General features: G+C 71.1%; 8 protein-coding genes and 1 riboswitch. Of the genes, 5 read left to right on the forward strand and 3 right to left on the reverse strand.

The genetic code is table 11. From position 1 onward, the window contains the following. The first annotated feature begins 16 nt into the window (after window positions 1-16). The 3 genes from Afe05nite_RS00915 to thrC all read left to right on the forward strand — a co-directional run bounded on the left by Afe05nite_RS00915 (window position 17) and on the right by thrC (window position 5,111). A complete protein-coding gene (locus Afe05nite_RS00915) occupies window positions 17-2,752 on the forward strand; it encodes an alpha/beta fold hydrolase (RefSeq protein ID WP_203814965.1) in 2,736 nt (911 codons plus the stop codon). Further along, window positions 2,749-3,603 (forward strand): ABC transporter permease, encoded by an 855-nt coding sequence (locus tag Afe05nite_RS00920; protein ID WP_203814966.1) that lies wholly within the window; start codon window positions 2,749-2,751, stop codon window positions 3,601-3,603. The genes Afe05nite_RS00915 and Afe05nite_RS00920 overlap by 4 nt, the downstream gene beginning before the upstream one ends. A gap of 81 nt (window positions 3,604-3,684) precedes the next feature. After that, a riboswitch (SAM riboswitch) is annotated at window positions 3,685-3,819 on the forward strand. 11 nt (window positions 3,820-3,830) lie between these two features. Beyond that, complete coding sequence (gene thrC, locus Afe05nite_RS00925) at window positions 3,831-5,111, forward strand: threonine synthase (RefSeq protein WP_203814967.1); 1,281 nt, start codon at window positions 3,831-3,833, stop codon at window positions 5,109-5,111. A 307-nt stretch (window positions 5,112-5,418) separates the two neighbouring features. On the opposite strand, the gene Afe05nite_RS00930 is transcribed toward thrC, so the two are convergent. After that, window positions 5,419-5,928 (reverse strand): GNAT family N-acetyltransferase, encoded by a 510-nt coding sequence (locus tag Afe05nite_RS00930; RefSeq protein ID WP_344222997.1) that lies wholly within the window; start codon window positions 5,926-5,928, stop codon window positions 5,419-5,421. 75 nt (window positions 5,929-6,003) lie between these two features. Here Afe05nite_RS00930 and Afe05nite_RS00935 point away from each other — a divergent pair, with 75 nt between their 5' ends. Together Afe05nite_RS00935 and groL are read left to right on the forward strand one after the other, a co-directional pair. After that, entirely contained in the window at window positions 6,004-6,939 is a 936-nt protein-coding gene (locus Afe05nite_RS00935) for a hypothetical protein (protein ID WP_203814968.1), read from the forward strand. A 274-nt stretch (window positions 6,940-7,213) separates the two neighbouring features. Further along, window positions 7,214-8,836, forward strand: coding sequence for a chaperonin GroEL (gene groL, locus Afe05nite_RS00940; protein WP_203814969.1), 1,623 nt, complete (start codon window positions 7,214-7,216; stop codon window positions 8,834-8,836). 60 nt (window positions 8,837-8,896) lie between these two features. Here groL and Afe05nite_RS00945 read toward each other — a convergent pair whose 3' ends face one another. Together Afe05nite_RS00945 and Afe05nite_RS00950 are read right to left on the reverse strand one after the other, a co-directional pair. Continuing rightward, entirely contained in the window at window positions 8,897-14,260 is a 5,364-nt protein-coding gene (locus tag Afe05nite_RS00945) for a beta strand repeat-containing protein (RefSeq protein ID WP_203814970.1), read from the reverse strand. A 102-nt stretch (window positions 14,261-14,362) separates the two neighbouring features. Beyond that, a complete protein-coding gene (locus Afe05nite_RS00950; RefSeq protein ID WP_239117455.1) occupies window positions 14,363-19,567 on the reverse strand; it encodes an Ig-like domain-containing protein in 5,205 nt (1,734 codons plus the stop codon). Between the last annotated feature and the right edge of the window lie 29 nt (window positions 19,568-19,596).

A 19,596-nucleotide genomic window follows, 5' to 3' on the forward strand; every position in this document is an offset into this window, starting at 1 on the left:
CGGATAGCTTTGCCGCATGCCCGCCAAGAGACTCACCCGCCGCCGCGTCATCTCCGGATCGGTGGTGCTCGTCGTGGTCGCCGCGCTTGTCGGCTGGGCGGTGTGGCCCGATCGTGCGGGCTGGACCAGCGCGGATGAGCGGATCACGGTCCGCACCGGCCCGGCCGACGCGGAGAGCGTCGAGCTGGACGCTCGCCTCTACCTGCCTCGCGATCGCGACGGAAGGGTGCCGGCGGTTCTGCTCGCGCACGGGTTCGGGGGCACGAAGGACTCGGTGAGCGACGACGCGGAGTCCCTCGCCGACCGTGGCTACGCGGTGCTGACCTGGACCGCGCAGGGTTTCGGCGGCAGCGGCGGGCAGATTCACCTGGACAGCCCCGACTACGAGGTGCGCGATGCCCAGGGCCTGCTCGACTGGCTGGCGGCCCGGCCGGAGATCAAGCTGGACGAGACCGGCGACCCACGGGTGGGCGTGGTCGGCGGCTCCTACGGCGGCGCGCTCGCCCTGCTGCTGGCCGGGCAGGACCCGCGGGTCGACGCGATCGTGCCGTCGATCACCTGGAACGACCTGAACAAGGCCTTCCTGCAGCAGTCGGCCGACACGACCGCGACCGGCGTCTTCAAGAAGACATGGGCGGGCCTCTACTTCGGCAACGGCGCGGCGACCCTGGCCCCCGAGCCGGCCGCCGCACCCGTGCCGGGGCAGGACCCGGCGTGCGGGCGGTTCGCGGCCGACATCTGTGCCGCCTACCTTCAGCTCGCCACCACCGGCACGGCCGACCAGAAGACCCTCGACCTGCTGCGCAAGTCGAGCCCGGCGACGGTGCTCGGCCGGATCAAGGCGCCGACGCTGCTGATCCAGGGCGCGGTCGACACGCTCTTCCCGCTCAGCGAGGCGGACGCGAACGCGAAGGGCATCGCCGCGACCGGTACGCCGGTGCGGGTCGCCTGGTTCACCGGCGGTCACGACGGCGGCGCCGGTCCGCAAACCGATCAGGACCGGGTGAAATACCTGACCGTCCAGTGGCTCGACCACTACGTGAAGGGCGAGGGCGACGCGCCGTCGGACAGCTTCACCTATTCGCGGGTGGCCGGTTTCAGCGCGCTCGACCGAGGCCTCGTGACCAACGGTTACTCCACCGACGCGTACCCCGGGATGAGCGGAACCGGACGCACCCAGGTCTCCCTGGCCGGGCCGGCGCAGCCGGTCGCGAACCCGCCGAACGGCAACCCGGCCGCCCTGTCGTCGCTGCCCGGCACCGGTGGCCGCCTCAGCGAGCTGCTCGGCGGCCTGGCCGCCGACATCCCGGGCCAGCACGCCAGCTTCCAGTCGACCCCGGTGAGCAGCGCGATCGAGGTGGCCGGCGCACCCACCGTGCAGCTGCGGGTGGCCTCCCCGACCGGCGAGGCGACGGTTTTCGTCAAGCTCTACGACGTTGACGAGTCGGGTGCCAAGACGCTGAGCGCGGGCCTGGTCGCACCGGTGCGGCTGACCGGCCTGCCGGCCTCGATCGAGCAGGCGCAACCGGTCACCGTGACGCTGCCGGCGATCGTCCGCCGGATCGACTCGGGGCACACCGTGCGGGTCGTCGTCGCCACCAGTGACCAGGCGTTCCTGACCCCCGCGCAGCCGGCCACCTACACCGTGCAGGTCGGCTCGTCGATCACTCTGCCGACGGTGGTGGGCACGCCGATCGCCAACCCGCAGACGGTGTGGCGCTGGGTGCTCGGCGGCCTGCTCCTGGCGATCGCGCTGGGTCTGGCGGTGGTCCTGCTGGTGCGTCGCCGCCTGCGGCGCCGCCGGCACGACGAGACCCTCGAGGAGTACGAGGACACGCCGCTCGTGGTGCGCGGACTGCGCAAGGCGTACGCGGACGGCTTCGTCGCCGTCGAGGAGATCAGTTTCACGGTCGCGCGCGGGCAGGTCGTCGGCCTGCTCGGGCCGAACGGTGCCGGCAAGACCACCACTCTGCGGGTCCTGATGGGCCTGACCATGCCGACCGGCGGGGACGCGCTGGTCTTCGGGCACCGCCTGATGCCGGGTGCGCCGATCCTGTCCCGGGTGGGCGCGCTCGTCGAGGGGCCGGGTTTCCTGCCGCATCTGAGCGGTTACGAGAACCTCGAGGCCTACTGGCGGGCGACCGGCCGGCCGGCCGCCGACGCGCACTTCGAGGAGGCCTTGGAGATCGCCGGTCTGGGTGACTCGGTGCACCGCAAGACCAAGAAGTACAGCCACGGCATGCGGCAGCGGCTCGCCATCGCGCAGGCCATGCTCGGCCTGCCCGAGCTGCTGGTGCTCGACGAGCCGACGGACGGCCTCGACCCGCCGCAGATCGCCGAGATGCGCCGGGTGCTCAAGCGCTATGCCACCGACGGCCGGGCGGTGCTGGTCTCCAGCCACCTGCTCGCCGAGGTGGAGCAGACCTGCACCCATGCGGTCGTGGTCAACAAGGGTCGGATCGTGGCGTCCGGGCCGGTCGACGAGATCGTCGGCGAGTCGCCGTCGGTGCAGATCGCGGTCTCCGACGTGCCGGCCGCGTCGGCGGTGCTGTCGTCGCTCGGGGTGAAGTCGGTGGTTCCCGACGGACCGTCCGCCCTGATCGTCGACATGAACGGAACGTCCCGCTCGGAAGCGGTGGCGTCGCTGGTGAAGGCCGGTGTCGAGGTCGATCGGGTAGTGCCGCGCCGGCGCCTGGAGGATGCCTTCCTGGCCCTGGTCGGCGACAACTCGCGGGGGAGTGGGGACCGATGAGCACGGTGGTCAGTTATCGGCCGTCGGCGACGTTGCCGATCCGGGCCGAGGTGAAGCGGCAGGCGTCCCGGCGGCGCACCCAGTTGGCGCTCGGCTTCATGGTCCTGCTGCCGATCATCATCCTGCTCGCGTTCGAGTTCGGTGGCGGCAACGGCGACGACGACAACGGCGGGGGTGCCTTCGGCAGTCTCGTCGACCTGGCCACCTCGGGCGGGCTCAACTTCGCGCTGTTCTGCCTCGCCGTCTCGGCCGGCTTCCTGCTCGTCGTGGTGGTGGCCCTGTTCTGCGGCGACCCGGTGGCCAGCGAGGCCAGCTGGGGCAGCCTGCGTTACCTGCTCGCCATCCCGGTGCCCCGGGCCCGCCTGCTGGCCGTCAAGCTGGTGGTCGCGCTCGGCTACTCCCTGCTCGCACTGCTGATCCTGACCGCGACGGCGCTGCTGGTCGGCACCCTGCGATACGGGTGGCATCCGATGGGCAGCACGATCGCCGCCGCGATCCCGGCCGGCGAGGGGCTGTTGCGGTTGCTCGGCATCGTCGCGTACCTCGCGGTGATCATGCTGGTCGTGGCCGGCCTCGCCTTCCTGCTGTCGGTCCTGACCGACGCCGCGCTGGGCGCGGTGGGCGGGGCGGTGCTGCTCTGGATCCTGTCCAGCATCCTCGACCAGATCACCGCCCTGGGCAGCGTCCGCACGGTGCTCCCGACCCACTACAGCGACGCCTGGCTGGGCCTGCTCTCCACCCCGCCACAGGTGGACGACCTGGTAAAGGGCGCCATCGCGGCGATCTGCTACGCCACGCTCTTCTGGTCGCTGGCGTTCTGGCGCTTCACCCGTAAGGACATCACCTCGTAGGCGTTGTCCGGCTCACACCTCGGGATTCTGCTGGCGGAGGATCCCCGGGTCGGACGTAAGGTGTTGGAAACATAACTGAATACCTCATCCAGAGGGGCAGAGGGAACGGCCCTGTGAAGCCCCGGCAACCACCGCGTGAGTCTCGAAGAAGAGGCCGCGCGCGGCAGGTGCTAATTCCGTCCCCGGTCGGCAGATCGCCGCGGGGAAAGATGAGAGGGAAGGCCTCGATGACGTCTGCCGTCAGTTCCCCCAGTGCTACCACCTCGCCGGCCCGGGGCCTCGTCTGCCGTGCCTGCGGCGCCGAATACCCGCTGGTCGCGCAGCATGCCTGTTACGAGTGTTTCGGCCCGCTCGAGGTCGCCTACGACCAGGCCGCCCTGGCCCGGGTCACCCGGGCGCAGATCGAGGCGGGCCCGCAGAACATCTGGCGCTACGCCGGCCTGCTCCCGGCCGGGCAGGACCCGGCCGGCCGGGTCACTCTCGACCCGGGGCTGACCCCGCTGATCGACGCGCCCGCCCTGGCCGCCGCCGTCGGCCTGCGCGCGCCGCTCTACGTCAAGGACGACTCGGCCAACCCGACCCACTCGTTCAAGGACCGGGTGGTCTCGGTCGCCCTCACCGCCGCCCGCGGTCTCGGCTTCACCCGCTTCGCCTGCGCCTCCACCGGCAACCTGGCCAACTCGGTCGCCGCCCACGCGGCTCGCGCCGGCGTCCCCAGCATCGTCTTCATCCCGGACGACCTGGAGCCCGGCAAGATCATCACGACCGCGGTGTACGGCGGTGAACTGGTCGCCATCGAGGGCTCCTACGACGACGTCAACCGGCTGTGCGGCGAACTGGTCGAGACCGACGAGTTCGAGGACACCGCGTTCGTCAACGTCAACGTCCGCCCGTTCTACGCCGAGGGCTCCAAGACCCTGGGCTACGAGGTCGCCGAGCAGCTCGGCTGGCGCATCCCGGCCCAGGTCGTCATCCCGATGGCCTCCGGCGAGCTGCTGACCAAGGTGGACAAGGCGTTCTCCGAGCTGGTCGAGATCGGCCTGGCCACCGCGCCCGAGGGCGGCTGGACCGTCTTCGGCGCCCAGTCGGCCGGCTGCAACCCGATCGCGACCGCCCTGCAGGGTGGCACCGACGAGATCGTCCCGGTGCGGCCGACCGGCATCGCCAAGTCGCTGAACATCGGCGACCCGGCCGCCGGGGCCTACGCGATCGAGGCGGTCAAGCGCACCGGCGGCTGGATGGACTACGCCGACGACGACGAGATCCGAGCGGGCATCCGGCTGCTGGCTGAGACCACCGGCGTCTTCGCCGAGACGGCCGGCGGCACCACTGTCGCGGTGCTCAAGAAGCTGGTGGCGAGCGGCAAGCTGGACCCGGAGAAGGAAACCGTCGTCCTCAACACCGGTGAGGGTCTCAAGACGCTCGACGCGGTGGCCGAGCTCGTCGGGCCGACCCATCGCATCAAGCCGTCGCTCCGCGGCGCGCGGGAGGCCGGCCTGCTCGGATAACTCTCGGTAGTCAGTGGTCTGCCGAAAGTTGAAGATTCCATCCGCAGAGGACTTGCGAACCGTTCTCCGCGTGGGCAAGATGCTCTCTGCGGGAGGGCCGACGCCGTACGAGGCCCCTCACCTTCGAGCTTGGCGACAATCTCTCGAGGTGCCCAACGACCCAGCGCCGGAGGCGCTGTGCGTTCGTCCTCCCGACCAAAACTTGTGCCGATGGCCGCCACCCGCTCGGGTGGTGGCCATCGCTGCCTCACCGGTCCACTGAGGCACTCGGTCGCCCCGACGTCCGTCGAGTGTGGGGCCCGACCCTTCAGAGCCGCCGCCGCATCCGCAGCTCGGTCAGCTGCGGCAGCACCGGGTGCGGCACCCGCTCACCGGTGTCCTCGAAACCCAGCTTCTCGTACGCCCGGATGGCGCGCCGGTTGCCCTCGGCCACCTCGAGCATCAACCTCTCCCGGCCGGTCGTACGCGACCAGGCGGCCACCGCCTCGATCAGCTCGGCCAGCATCTTGCCGCCGCGCTGGGCCGGGGTCACGTAGACCGTGAAGACCACCGTCTCGTCCGGGTCGTCCGGCAGCACCGTGCCGCCCGCGTGCCCGAGCAGCCGGGACCGCTCACCCGGGTCGGCCACGAACTGGGCCAGCCGGCCGCCCCGGGCCGCCTGGGCGACTCGCTGCCGATAGGCCTCGTGCGGGCGGGCGGCCGCGGTGGCCAGGGTCTCCAGGAAGGCGAGCGGGCTGTCCGCCAGCATCTCCAGGCGCAGCGCACGCATCCGGGCCGCGTCGTCCGCCGTCACCCGGTGCACCCGCCAGCTGTCCACGGGTCCTGCCTACCCTGCGTGGCCTGCTCCGGCAACCTGTTGCCGAGAACCGGACGCCTGGGGCAAAGTGTGTCGATGGACCGCGGTGAGGACGCTCTGCACGTCGTCGGTGACGTGGTGGTCGAGCCGGCCGATCCGTTCGACCCCGAGTCGCGCACGGCCGAGCTGCCCTACCGGGGCGCGCCGGCCGAGCCGGCCGTCGACGACCACGACCCGCTGATCCCGCCGCCCGGTTCCGGCCTGGCCGGGTGGTTCGATCGGTTCGGCCGCACGCTGCTCCGGTGCGGTCTGCTGCTGCTGCCGGTCGGCCTGCTGGCGGCGCTGCCGATGCACTTCTTCGTGGGCCGGGTCGACGACACCGTGGTGGCCGCGCCGGCCCTCTCCGACCTGCTGGGCGGCTTCGGGCTGCTGCTGCTCCCGCTGATGTGGCTGGCCTATTTCACGGTCTCCGTGCTGCCCCTGGTGATCTGCCTGGCCGGCACGGTCGCGGTGGCGGTCTACCGGGCGACGCTCGGCGTGCCGCCCCGGCCGGGCGCGGTGTGGCGCCTGGTGGCCAACCGCCTGCGTGCCGTCTGGCTGTGGTTCACCCCGTTCGGGCTGCTCACGCAGGCGTTGCCGGTGCTCCTGTCGGTCGACCGCATCGCGATCGCCCCGTCGGTGACGGTGCCGCTCGCCCTCGCCCTGGCCCTGCTTTCCACCGGTGTGCTCACCTTCACCGGGATGCTGGGCTGTGTCGTGCTGGTCGAGCGGGGCAGCGGCGGCCGCCGCGCGATGCACCTGATCTCGATGGCGCCGCTGACCGGCCTGGTGGTCGCGTCGCTGGCGGTCACCGTGCTGCCCCGGCTGGCTGACACGGCGTGGGGTGGGCTCGCCTCGACGCTGGTTTCGATCCCGCTGGTTCTGCTCTGGGCGATGGCCTCGGTCGTGGCGTACGGCCAGGCACGCCGGGCTGAAGGGCCGGTGACCAGCAGGTCTCTCTACGCGGCGCTGTCGGCGCCGGAGTTCGACTGATCCCACGCTGCCCGCGTTTCCTTGCACTCGCCCCCAGGGAGTGCTAAACAAGTCATTGGCACTCGCGACTGCTGAGTGCCAAGCAGGTCGGGACGGTGGGGTCTCGGTCACGGTGCCGCCATCGGCGCCGGGGCACGGGGCCGGTCGTCGCGGGCTATCCGGCTCGGCCTGAGGACGTCACATCGCCAGGTGGTGACGTCCGCAGAGTTCGTACCGTGCGGGAATGCGGGGCCAAGCGGCCCGGCACCGCGTATGTCCAGGAGGACACAGCCGTATGGCCAAGATCATCGCATTTGACGAGGAAGCTCGTCGCGGCCTCGAGAGTGGTATGAACCAGCTCGCCGACGCCGTCAAGGTGACGCTCGGCCCCCGGGGCCGCAACGTCGTGCTCGAGAAGAAGTGGGGCGCCCCCACGATCACCAACGATGGGGTATCCATCGCCAAGGAGATCGAGCTCGAGGGCACCTTCGAGAAGATCGGCGCCGAGCTGGTCAAGGAGGTCGCCAAGAAGACCGACGACGTGGCCGGCGACGGCACGACGACGGCGACCGTCCTCGCCCAGGCCCTGGTTCGCGAGGGCCTGCGCAACGTGGCCGCCGGTGCCAACCCGATGGCCCTCAAGCGGGGCATCGAGGCTGCCGTTGCCAGCGTCTCCGAGGCCCTGCAGCAGCTGGCCAAGGACGTGGAGACGAAGGAGCAGATCGCCTCCACCGCCTCCATCTCGGCCGGTGACACCACGGTCGGCGAGATCATCGCCGAGGCCATGGACAAGGTCGGCAAGGAAGGCGTCATCACCGTCGAGGAGAGCAACACCTTCGGTCTCGAGCTCGAGCTCACCGAGGGCATGCGCTTCGACAAGGGCTACATCTCGGCCTACTTCATGACCGACGCGGAGCGTATGGAGGCCGTCTTCGACGACCCCTACATCCTGATCGCGAACAGCAAGATCTCCGCGGTCAAGGACCTGCTCCCGGTGCTGGAGAAGGTCATGCAGGGCGGCAAGCCGCTGATCATCATCGCCGAGGACGTCGAGGGCGAGGCCCTGGCCACCCTGGTCGTGAACAAGGTCCGTGGCACCTTCAAGTCCGTTGCCGTCAAGGCCCCGGGCTTCGGTGACCGCCGCAAGGCCATGCTGGAGGACATCGCCATCCTGACCGGTGGCGCCGTCATCAGCGAAGAGGTCGGCCTCAAGCTCGACAACGCCGACCTGAGCCTGCTCGGCACCGCCCGCAAGGTCGTCATCACCAAGGACGAGACCACCGTCGTCGACGGCGGCGGCGACGCCGAGCAGATCCAGGGCCGGGTCAACCAGATCCGTGCCGAGATCGAGAAGTCGGACTCCGACTACGACCGTGAGAAGCTGCAGGAGCGCCTGGCCAAGCTGGCCGGCGGCGTTGCGGTCATCAAGGTCGGCGCGGCCACCGAGGTCGAGCTCAAGGAGCGCAAGCACCGCATCGAGGACGCCGTTCGCAACGCGAAGGCGGCCGTCGAGGAGGGCATCGTCCCCGGTGGTGGCGTCGCGCTCGTGCAGGCCGGCAAGACCGCGTTCGAGAAGCTCGACCTGGTCGGCGACGAGGCGACCGGCGCGCAGATCGTGAAGCTCGCGCTCGACGCCCCGCTGCGTCAGATCGCCGTGAACGCCGGCCTCGAGGGCGGCGTCGTGGTGGAGAAGGTGCGCAACCTCGAAGCGGGTCACGGCCTCAACGCCGCGACCGGCGAGTACGTCGACCTGCTGGCCGCGGGCATCATCGACCCGGCCAAGGTCACCCGCTCGGCGCTGCAGAACGCCGCGTCGATCGCCGCGCTGTTCCTCACCACCGAGGCCGTCGTGGCCGACAAGCCCGAGAAGAACCCGGCTCCGGCCGGCGCCCCGGGCGGCGGTGACATGGACTTCTGAGTCCAGTCGTAACGAGCAGTAAGGGCGGGTCGCCTCGGCGACCCGCCCTTACTGCTTTTCTCAGCCTCGGTGCCGGCCGGGCCGGTGCCGACCCGGCCCACGGCCGGCCAGGGTCAGGAGCGGCCGGCCGGTCAGGGCCAGGCTCGGTCGGCCGGGCCCGCCGCCGAACCAGACCATCGCCCCGCCGAGCAGCACCACCAGCGCGCCGGTGACCGCGACCGGCACCAGGTTGTCGCCGGTCCGGGCGAGGTTGCCGCCCGAACCGCCGGCGGTGACCGCGGCCGCCACGGTGATGGTGACGGTGGCCGTGGCGGTGCCGCCGTGGCCGTCGCTGACCGTGTAGCTGAACGAGTCCTGGCCGGCGAAGCCGTCCACCGGTGCGTAGGTGACCGTGCCGTTGGCGTTCAACACCGCCGTACCGTGCTTGGGCTTGCCGATCTTGGTGACCGTGAGCTTGTCACTGTTCGGGTCCGAGTCGTTCGTCTGCGGCTTGAGCACGACCGCGCTGCCGGCCGCCACCGTGGCCTTGTCGTTCTTGGCCGTCGGCGCCTTGTTGGCACCGGTCACCGTGACCTTGACCGACGCCGTCGCGAGGTTGCCGTCCGCGTCGACCGCCTGGTAGGTGAACGTGTCGACGCCCGCGAAGCCTTTCGCCGGGGTGTAGGTGACCGTGCCGTCGGCGTTCAGTTTCACCGCGCCGTGCTTGGCCTTGCCCACCGACTTGATCGTCACCGGGGTGCCGTTCTGATCCGTGGTCGGCAGCGCGATCCGCACCGCCGTGCCCGGCTTGGCGGTCGCGGTCTTGTCCGGCACTACCGGCGGGGCTCCGACGGTGATCGTGACGGTGGCCGTGACCGCGTGGCCGTCGCCGTCCTTGGCGGTGTAGTCGAAGGTGTCGGAGCCGGAGAAGCCGGCCGCCGGCGTGTAGACGACCTTGTCGCCGGTGAACGTGACGGTGCCGTGGGCGGGCGTGGTCGTCGAGGTGACCGCGAGCCCGCCGTTGGGGTCGAGGTCGTTGCCGAGCACCCGGACGGTCACCGGCTTCCCGTACGCGGTGGCCGCCTTGTCCGTGACCGCCACCGGGGCGCTGTCCGAGACGGTGATCGTCACAGTGGCCGTGGCGGTGTGACCGTTGCCGTCCGACACCGTGTAGCTGAAGGTGTCGGTGCCCGTGAAGCCGGCCGCCGGGGTGTAGCGGATCTTCCCGTTCACCACCGTGGCCGTGCCGTGCGCCGGCGTGTCCACGTGACTGACCGTGAGCCGGCTGTCGGTCACCGCTGTGACGTCGACCGAGTGGCCGGTGAGGACGGCGGCCGTGACGTCGCTCGCGCCCGGCGAGACCTGCACCGTGACGGTGGCGGTCGCGGTGTTCCCGACCGTGTCCTTGATCGTGTAGCCGAACGTGTCGGTGCCGAAGAAGCCGGCCGCCGGGGTGTAGCGGATCTGGTTGCCGACGATCACCGCCGTGCCGTGGGCGGCCGCTGTCGCCGACACCAGGGTCAGCGCCTCCGACTCGGGGTCGGTGTCGTTGGCCAGCACCGAGATGGTGCCGGCGGTGCCGTACGCGGCCGGGGCCACGTCGTCGACGGCGATCGGCGCGGCGTCGATGGTGATGGTGACCGTGGCCGTGTCGGTCAGGCCCAGGTCGTCGGTGAGCACGTAGTCGAAGGTGTCGGTGCCACTGGTCGCGGACGTCCGGTAGGTGACGGTGCCGTCGGCGTTGAGCGTGACCGTGCCTCGCGAGGCGGCGACCACCGAGGCGACGCTGCGGCCCTGCCCGGTGTTCGGGTCGGTGTCGTTGCCCAGCACGTCGAGGGTGGTCAGGACACCCGGCCGCACCACGACGTCGTCGTCCACGGCGATCGGCGCGGCGTTGCGCACGGTGATCGTGACGACGGCGGTGGAGGCCGTGCCGGACGGGTCGGAGACGGTGTAGGTGAAGGTGTCGGTGCCGCAGAAGCCGTTGCTCGGGGTGTAGGTGACGGTGCCGTCGGCGTTGATGGCGGCCTGGCCGTGGCCCGGCGCGGTGACGGCGGTGACGGTCAGCGCGTCGTTGTTCGGGTCGGTGTCGTTGGCGAGCACCGCCAGGGTCACCGCGGTGTTGGTGTCGGTGGCGTCCGAGTCCGGCCGGGCGCTCGGGGCGGAGTTGACCACGCTGAGTGTGACCGAGGCGCCGTCCGAGCCGCCGTTGCCGTCCCCGACCAGGTAGTGGAACGTGTCGGTGCCGACGAAGCCGGAGCTCGGCGTGTAGGTCACGGTGCCGTTCGCGTTGACCTGGGCGGTGCCGTGCAGCGGCGGCTGGTCGATGGTGGCGGTGAGGTGGTCGGCGGTGTTCGGGTCGGTGTCGTTGGCCAGCACGGACACGGTGGAGGGCTGGTCGGCCGGCACGGTGACGGCGTCGGCGACGGCCACCGGCGGGGCGTTGTTCACGGTGACGCTGACCGTGTTGGAGGCGCTGCCACCGGGGTGTCCGTCACTGACGGTGTAGGTGAAGGTGTCCGCGCCGGAGTAACCGGTGGTCGGCGTGTAGGTGAGCGTCCCGTCGGCGTTGCGCTCCACCGTGCCGTGGGCCGGCGTGGTGATCCCGGTGACGGTCAGGTGGTCGCCCGCGTTCGGGTCGCTCGCCGCGGCCAGCACGTCGATCGTCTTGGCGGTGTTCGTGCCGGTCGTCGCGGTCACCGGGCCGGCGGTCGGCCGGCCGTTGCCGACGGTCACGGTCACCGTGCCGGTCGCGGTGTTCCCGTGGTTGTCGGAGATGTGGTAGGTGAAGGTGTCGGGGCCGGAGAACCCGGTCGGCGCCTGGTAGACGATCTCGCCGCTCACCACCGACGTGCTGCCGTGGGCGGGCTGGTCGACCGAGGTGATGGTCAGCGGGTCGCCGTTGTTGTCGGCGTCGTTGGCGAGCGCGTCGATCGTCACGTTGCCGCCGTAGGCGACGGTGGCGGTGTCGGTCACGGCCACCGGCGCGGAGCCGGCCAGCGTGATGTTGATGGTCCCGGTGTCGGTGCCGCCGTTGCCGTCGCTGACCACGTAGTGGAAGGACGTCGTGCCCTGGAAGGTGGCGTCCGGGAGGTAGGTGACCTGGTCACCGCTGATCGTGACGGTGCCCTCGCCGGTGGCGGGCTGGTCGACCGAGGCGATGCTCAGGGTCTGACCGTTGAGGTCGGTGTCGTTGTCCTTCGGCGAGAACGTGAGCGCCGGGCCACCGGTCTTGGCGCTGTAGTTGTCGGTGACGGCGACCGGGGGCGCGTTGCGGGTGGTCACCGAGACGGTCGCGACGGAGCTGCCGCCGCGGCCGTCGAGCAGCCGGTAGGTGAAGGTCTCGGGGCCGGCCCAGCTGGACCGGGGCGTGTAGGTGATGGTGCCGTCGGTGTTGACGACGACCCGGCCGTGCGCCGGCGCCGTGTCGATCTGCACGACGAGGTCGCTGGTCGCGTCATCGTCGTCGTGGTCGTTGGACTTCACGTCGATGCCGACCGGGGTGGCGTTGTCGGTGGTCGGGGCGGTGTCGTCGACCGCGACCGGCGCCGAGTTGACCGCCAGGGTCGCGGTGGCCGTGTTGTCGGACGAGTCCGGGTCCAGACCGGTGCCGCTCACCTGCAGGGAGGCAACCGGGTGGGCGACGGCGGAGCCGGTCGCGACGGCCGGGATCGGCAGGCTGTCGCTGGTGTTCGCGGCCAGCGCCGGGCGGGTGCAGGTGACGACCTGACCAGCGGCGGAGCAACCGGTCGGCAGGGTGCCCGGGGTGACGCCGGCGGGCAGGGTGAGCACCATCTTGGGGGCGGGTTCGAGGTCGGTGCCGCTGTTCTTGACGGTGGCGGTGTAGGTGACGGTGTTCGGCGAGGCGGCGCGCTGCACGACGGCGGGCGCGACGGTCAGGGTGGCCGCCAGGTTGGTCTTCGGCTGCTGCACGGTCATCGAGGAGGTGCCGCTGCTGGTGCCGGCCCCGTTGGTGAAGGCCGCCGTGTAGTCGGCGTTCGCGGTGTTGACGATCGTGGTGCCGGGGGCGTCGGCGATGTCGACACGCACCCGGAAGGTGACCCGCTTGGTGGCGCCCGGGGCCAGGTTGCCGACGGCGAAGCTGGTGGTGCCACCGGTGATCTTGCCGGCGTCGGCGTCGGCCGCGTCGGTGACGGAGGTGCCGGCCACGGTCAGCGAGCCACCGATGTACGAGGTGCCGGCCGGCACGACGTCGCTCAGCGTGACGCTGTTCGCGGTGTCGGTGCCGTCGTTACGCACGTCGACGCGGTACTCGACGGTGTCGCCGGGCAGCAGGTCGCCGCCGTTGAGGTCGACGCCGGCCGGGGTGACGATCACGTTCGGGGCGTACAGGTCGGTGGTGAACGTGACGACGCCGGGGTAGAACGTCTCGCCGCCGGTGGTCAGGCGCAGGGTCGCGGTGGTCTCGTCGTTGCCGAGCTTGCCCGACGCGTCGAACCGGTCGAGGTCGACGCCCATCAGGTTGTCGTTGTTCGGGGCGCGACCGGCGACGGACGTACCGTCCTCGCTGTTGGTGCTGTTGAAGAAGTTGTCGGCGGGGTTCTTGGCGTCGCTCATCGACGCGAGCGGCTTGGAGGCGGTGCCGATCTGCAGGGAGTCGCCGGTCTTGCCGCGGTCGCCCTCGTAGACCACGGTGCCGACGGCCGCGTTCACGGTGCCGGTGTGCGGGGTCTGGAAGCCGGAGACCGCGATGTCCACCTTGGTGTCGCCGTCCTTGACCACGCCGAACCCGTCGTAGACGCGCAGGCTGTGCATCGGCAGTGCGGAGTTCTTGTAGGCGATCACGAGCGACCACCCGGCGTAACGGTCCTTGCCGGTGCCCGCCTGGATGTTCGCCACTGTGTAGACGCCGCTGCCGGCACCCGAGACGAGCGGCGTGACGTCCTTGAAGCCCTGGTAGGCCTGGATCCCGGTGTTCGTGAACACCTTGTCGGCGGTGACGTTGTTCCAGGTGGCCGGCCCGGCCGGGGTGCGGAACAGGACCTTGTCCCGGTTGGCTGCGGTCGGTGCCGCGGCGCCGCTGGTGCCCTTGGTCGGGTCGGCGCTCCAGTAGAGACCGGCGAACAGCACCGTGCTGCCGGTGGGCAGCGAGACGGTCGACGAGCTCGCGTTGAACGTCGTCGGGTCGCTGTCGGTGTCGATGTTCTGCATGACGTACGCGTTGTTGTCCAACGCGTCGCCGGTCGCCGTGCCGTTCAGCGCGGTGGTGCAGCCCGCGTCGCTGGTCGAGCAGGCCAGGTTGGCGTTGCCGCGCAGGATGATCGCACCGTTCGTGTTGGCCTGGAAGCGGCTGGTGAACGGGTCGGTGATCGCCGCCTCGGCCCGGCGGGCCAGGAGCACCGTGGTGGCGGTCATCGCGACGGCGAGCACGACGATCAGCACCACGGCGCGGCGAGGCTGGAGGCGCAAAACGGCAGCAGGCATTGTCGTCCTCGGCTGGAGATCGGGAAAAGGGCCGAGTCTCAAGTTAGGGACGATCAAGAGCAGGACGGGTGCAGCGCAAGTCCCGCCGGGTAAGGGTAAAAGTCAGAGTTTGCGGGGCTGATCAGGTTTTGTGGGCTTGGCGGGCAGGGCCATCCAGTAGATGACGGCGCCGACCGCGATCGCCACCAGGCCCGCCCGGGCCAGCACGAGAACGTCGCCGCCGGTCACCGGCAGCGACGTCAGCGGCTTCACCTGGACGGTCACGGTCGCGGTGGCGAGACCACCCCGTCCGTCGGCGATGGTGTAGTCGAAGGTGTCGGTGCCGCTCTCGAAATCGGCCGCCGGCCGGTAGCTGACCGTGTCGCCGGCGCCGGCGAGCACCGAGCCGTGGGCCGGGGTGCCGAGCTTGACGATGGTGATCCGGTCGCGGTCCGGGTCGCTGTCGTTGAGCGTCGGGCGCACCACCACCGTGTCATCGGCCGCCATGGTGACGCGATCGGCGATCGCGATCGGGGGCCTGTTGGTGGCGGCGGGGGCGGTCACGGTCACGATGACCGAGGCGGTGGCGATGTTGCCGTCCGCGTCGACGACCTCGTACGTGAAGGTGTCGACGCCGTTGAAGCCCGGATCCGGGGTGTAGGTGACGGTGCCGTCGGCGTTGAGCACCGCCGTACCGTGCGCCGGCTTGCCGACCGAGGTGACGGTGACGGTTCGGCCGCCCTTGTCCTCGTGCGGCAGCGGCACCGCGACCGAACCACCCGGCTCGGCGGTCGCCGACCGGTCCGGCACCGTCGGTGGCGCCCCGACCGTCACGGTGATCGGGGCGGAGGTGTTGTGTCCGGCTCCGTCGGTGGCGCTGTAGCCGAAGGTGACGGGCCCGCCGAAGCCCTCCGGCGGGTCGTAGGTGACGCTGTCCGCGGTGAACGTGGCCGTGCCCTGAGCGGGCTGGGTCACCGCCTGGACCGCCAGGTCGCCGCCCGGGTCGAGGTCGTTGGCGAGCACGCGGAGGGTGATCGGCTTGCGGTACGGCGTGGTCCCTTGATCGGCGAGCGCGACCGGCGTGCCGTTGCTGATCGTGACCGTGACGGTCGAGCCGGCGGTGCCACCGTGGCCGTCGCTGATCCGGTAGGCGAAGGTGTCCTGGCCACTCCACCCGCGCGCGGGCAGAAAGCGGACCCGCCCCGAGACCACCCCGGTGGTGCCGTTGGCCGAGCCCGCCACGGCGTCGATGAGTAGGGTCTGACCCGGATTCGGATCGTCGTCGTTGGCCAGTACGTCGATGTAGAGCGGCCGATCGGCGAGTCCGGCGGCCACGTCCGGCCGGGCGATCGGCGCCGCGTTCGCGACCTGCACCCGGACCTGGGCCGAGTCGGTGTTCCCGATCGGGTCACGGACGGTGTAACCGAAGGTGTCGACGCCGGAGAAGCCGGTGGCCGGCGTGTAGCGCACGGTGCCGTCCGGGTTGACCCGGGTGCGGCCGCTGCCCGGGGTGGCGGCCGAGACGACGGTCAGGGCCTGGGCCTCCGGGTCGGTGTCGTTGGCGAGGACCGGGACGTCGACCGGGGTGGCCCCGGCGGTGGCGGCCGTGTCGTCCACGGCGGTTGGTCGGCCGTCGATGGTGAGCCGTACGTCGGCGGTGTCGGTGCGGCCCAGGTCGTCGGTGAGCACGTAGGTGAAGCCGTCCGGCCCGATGCTGCCGGCCGCCGCCCGGTAGGTGACCGTGCCGTCGGCGGCCAGCCCGACGGTGCCCTTGGCGACCGGGCCGACCGACGCCACGCTCAGATGCTGGCCGATGTTCGGGTCGCGGTCGTTGGCGAGCAGGTCGAGCCGGGTGGGCACGTCCGCGCGTACCCGGAAGGTGTCGTCGACCGCGACCGGGGCGGCGTTGCGCACCGTGACCGTGACGATTGCCGAGGCGGTGAGCCCGGCCGGGTCCCGGATCGAGTAGAGGAACGAGTCGGTGCCGTAGAAGCCGGTGGCCGGGCTGTAGGTCACCGTGCCGTCGTGGTTGTCGGTGACCGCGCCGTGCGCACCGGCGCCGACCACGGCCAGCGTGATCGCCTGACCGTTCGGGTCGTCGTCGTTGGCCAGCACCGCGACGGTGACGGCGGTGTCGGTGTCGGTGGTGACCGCGTCGGCCCGGGCGGTCGGCGCCGTGTTCACGGTGGTGATCGTGACGGTGGTCCGGCTGGTGCCGCCCCGCCCGTCGTCGAGCTCGTAATCGAAGGTGTCGGTGCCGAGACCGGCCGGGGTGTAGGTGATCCGCCGGTCGGCCCCGACCGGCTGGGCCGGCGTCGCGGTGACGGTGAGCGGGTCGCCGTTCGGGTCGGGATCGTCGTTGGCCAGCACCGGGATCGCCAGCGGCCGCCCCAGCACCGCGGTGACCACGTCGGGCCGGGCCACGGCCACGCCGTTCTTCACGAGGATCGAGACGTGCCCGGTGTCGGTGCCGCCGTGGCCGTCGTCGATGGTGTAGGTGAAGCTGTCCGGTCCGGAAAACCCGAGGTCAGGGACATAGGTGAGCTTTCCGTACGGGTCGAGCGAGACCGTGCCGTGCGTCGGATCGGTGGTGCCGGAGACCCGCAGCGTGTCCGAGTTGGGGTCGGTCGAGAACAGGACCGCGTCCATCGTGACCGTCTCGCCGCATTCCGGGTTCACCGAGAAGTCCTTGGCGGTCGGCCGGGCGTTGGCCACGGTGAGCGTGACGTTCGCGGTGTCGATCCCGCCGTGGCCGTCGTCGATCGAGTACGGGAAGCTCACCACGCCCGCGAAGCCGGCCGGGGCGGTGTAGAGCACGCTCAGGCCGTCCGCCGCGACGGTGACGCCGCTCTGCGGGCCGGCCCCGGTGACGGCCAGCGAGTCGCCGTTCGGATCGGTGTCGTTGGCGAGCACGAGCAGCTGCACCCCGGCGGCGGCGGCCGGCACGGCGAGCACGTCGTCGGCGGCGGTGGGGTCGGCGTTGGCCACGTCCACGCTGATGGCGGCGCTCGCGGTGCCGCCGTGGCCGTCACTGATCGTGTAGCCGAACCGCGACGTGCCGGCGAACGACGCGGTCGGGGTGAAGGTGACCCGCGTGCCGGTGAAGGTGACCACTCCCTCGGCCGGCGGCGGCGCGGCGACCGCCGTCACGGTGAGTGTGTCGCCGTTCAGGTCCGCGTCGTTGACCAGCACATCCAGGTCGACAGACGTGTTCGTCGGCGTGTTGATCATGTCGTCGTTAGCGGTCGGCGCGACGTTCGCGGTGGTCACCGTGACGGTGGCGGTGGCCGTGCCGCCGTGCGAGTCGGTCACCTGATAGTCGAAGTGGTCGGCGCCGGCCCAACCCGGCACCGGCGTGTAGGTGACCGATCCGTCCGCGGCGACCACGGCCGCGCCCTGGGCCGGCCCGCTGACGATCGAGACGGTGAGCGTCGCCGGCGCGTCGTCCGGGTCCGAGTCGTTGGTCAGCACCGGCACGCTGACCGGGGCGTTGTGGGTCGTGGTGGCGCTGTCGGCGACCGCCACCGGCGGCGCGTTGACCGCGAGCGCGGCGGTGTCGGTGTCGTTGCCGGCGGCGCCGTCCGCGCCGCCGCCGTCCGCGCGCAGTGCGGCGACCGGATGGTCGGCGGCCGTGCCGTCGACCACTGCCGGGATCGCCACGCTCGCCGAGCTGCCCGCCACCAGCGGGCCGAGGGCGCAGGTCACCACCGGGAGGGTGGCGCCGCAGCCGGCCGGCAGGGTGTCCGGGGTGACGCCGGCGGGCAGGGTCAGCACCGCCCGGGCGGCCGGTTCGAGATCGCCGCCGACGTTGGTGACGGTGGCGGTGTAGGTGACGTTGTCCGGGAGGGCGGCGCGCTGCAGGAACGCCGGTGTCACGGTCAGGGCGGCGGCCCGGTCGACGTGCGGCTGGAGCACCGGGGTGGCGACCGAGCCGGCCAGCCCGGCCACGGAGACGCTCGTGGTGCGCCCGGAGTAACTGACGTTCACCAGGTTGGTGATGGCATAACCGGGCGGGGTGCCGACGTCCACGGTCACCCGGAAGGTGACATAGGTCGTCCCGGAGTAAGGGATGCTGCCCAGCTTCCAGTTGACTGTGCCACCGGTGAGCCAGCCGGTCGCGCTCGGGAAGAGCGACCCCGGGACGTACGTCGTGTACGGCGGCACGGCATCGGTCAGGAGCACGTCGTCGGCGGTGTCACTGCCCTCGTTGCGTACGTCTATCCGGTATTCGATGGTGTCGCCCGGCAGCAGGTCGCCGCCGTCCACGTCGGTCCCGGTCACGGTCGTGGTGATCTTCGGGGCGTAGAGGTCGATGCTGAACGTGATCACGCCGGGGTAGTAGGTGTCGCCGCTGGTGGTCAGCGTCAGCTTGGTGGCCAGCTGGCCGTTGGTGAACATGCCGGTCGCGTCGACCTGGTCGACGTCGAACCCGAGGGTGTTCTGGTAGCCCGGATCCCGGCCGCTGACCGGTGCGCCCGACTCGCTGACCGTGCTGTTGAAGAAGTTGTCGGCCGGGTTGGCCGCGTCGGTCAGGGCCCGGCCGTCGACCTGCAGGCTGTCCCCGACGTTGCCCAGGTCACCCTCGTACGCGACGGCGCCGATCTTGGCGTGCACGGTGCCGGAGTGCGGCGTCTCGAAGCCGGTGATCGGGATGTCCATGGTGCCGCTCTGGATGGTCCCGAAGCCGTCGAAGATCCGCAGGCTGCGCATGTCCTCGGCGGGGTTCCGATAGGCGATGGCCAGCGACCACCCCGCGTACTGGCCGCCGCCCAGCGAGGCCTGGATGTTCGCGACCCCGTAGACCCCGTTGCCGGCCCCGGCGACCAGCGCGGTGACGTCGGCGAAGCCCTGGTAGAAGGTCGAGTTGGCGTAGAGGCTGGACGCGGTCACCGCGTTCCAGGTCGAGCCGGCCGGAGTGCGCAAGCGCACCTGGTTGCGGTTCGCCAGGATGGAGTTGGCACCCCAGTAGAGGCCGGCGAACAGTACGGTGCTGCCCGGCGGCATGGTGATCATGGCGTTGCTGTCGTTGAACGTACCGATCGGATCGCCGTCCGCGTCGGTGTAGATCATCGTGTAGTTGTTGTTGTTCAGCGCCGCGCCCGTGCCCGAGCCGTTCCGGGCGGCCGTGCAGGCCGGTGTGCTCGGGCAGGTCAGCACCGTGTTGCCGCGCAGCAGGATCGACCCGTTGGTGTTGACGTCGAAGCGGGTGGTGAACGGGGTGGTGATGGCCGCCTCGGCGGGGTGGATGGCGAGCGCCGTCGCGGCCAGCAGCAGTGCCCCGATCGCGATCAGTGCCGCGACCGCCTGACGAATCCCCAAGCCCCCCACACGCTGAGGCTAGGGAGCGAAGCGGGTTA

This window comes from Paractinoplanes ferrugineus (genome assembly GCF_016862195.1).
In the GTDB taxonomy this organism is placed as follows: Bacteria; Actinomycetota; Actinomycetes; order Mycobacteriales; family Micromonosporaceae; genus Actinoplanes; species Actinoplanes ferrugineus.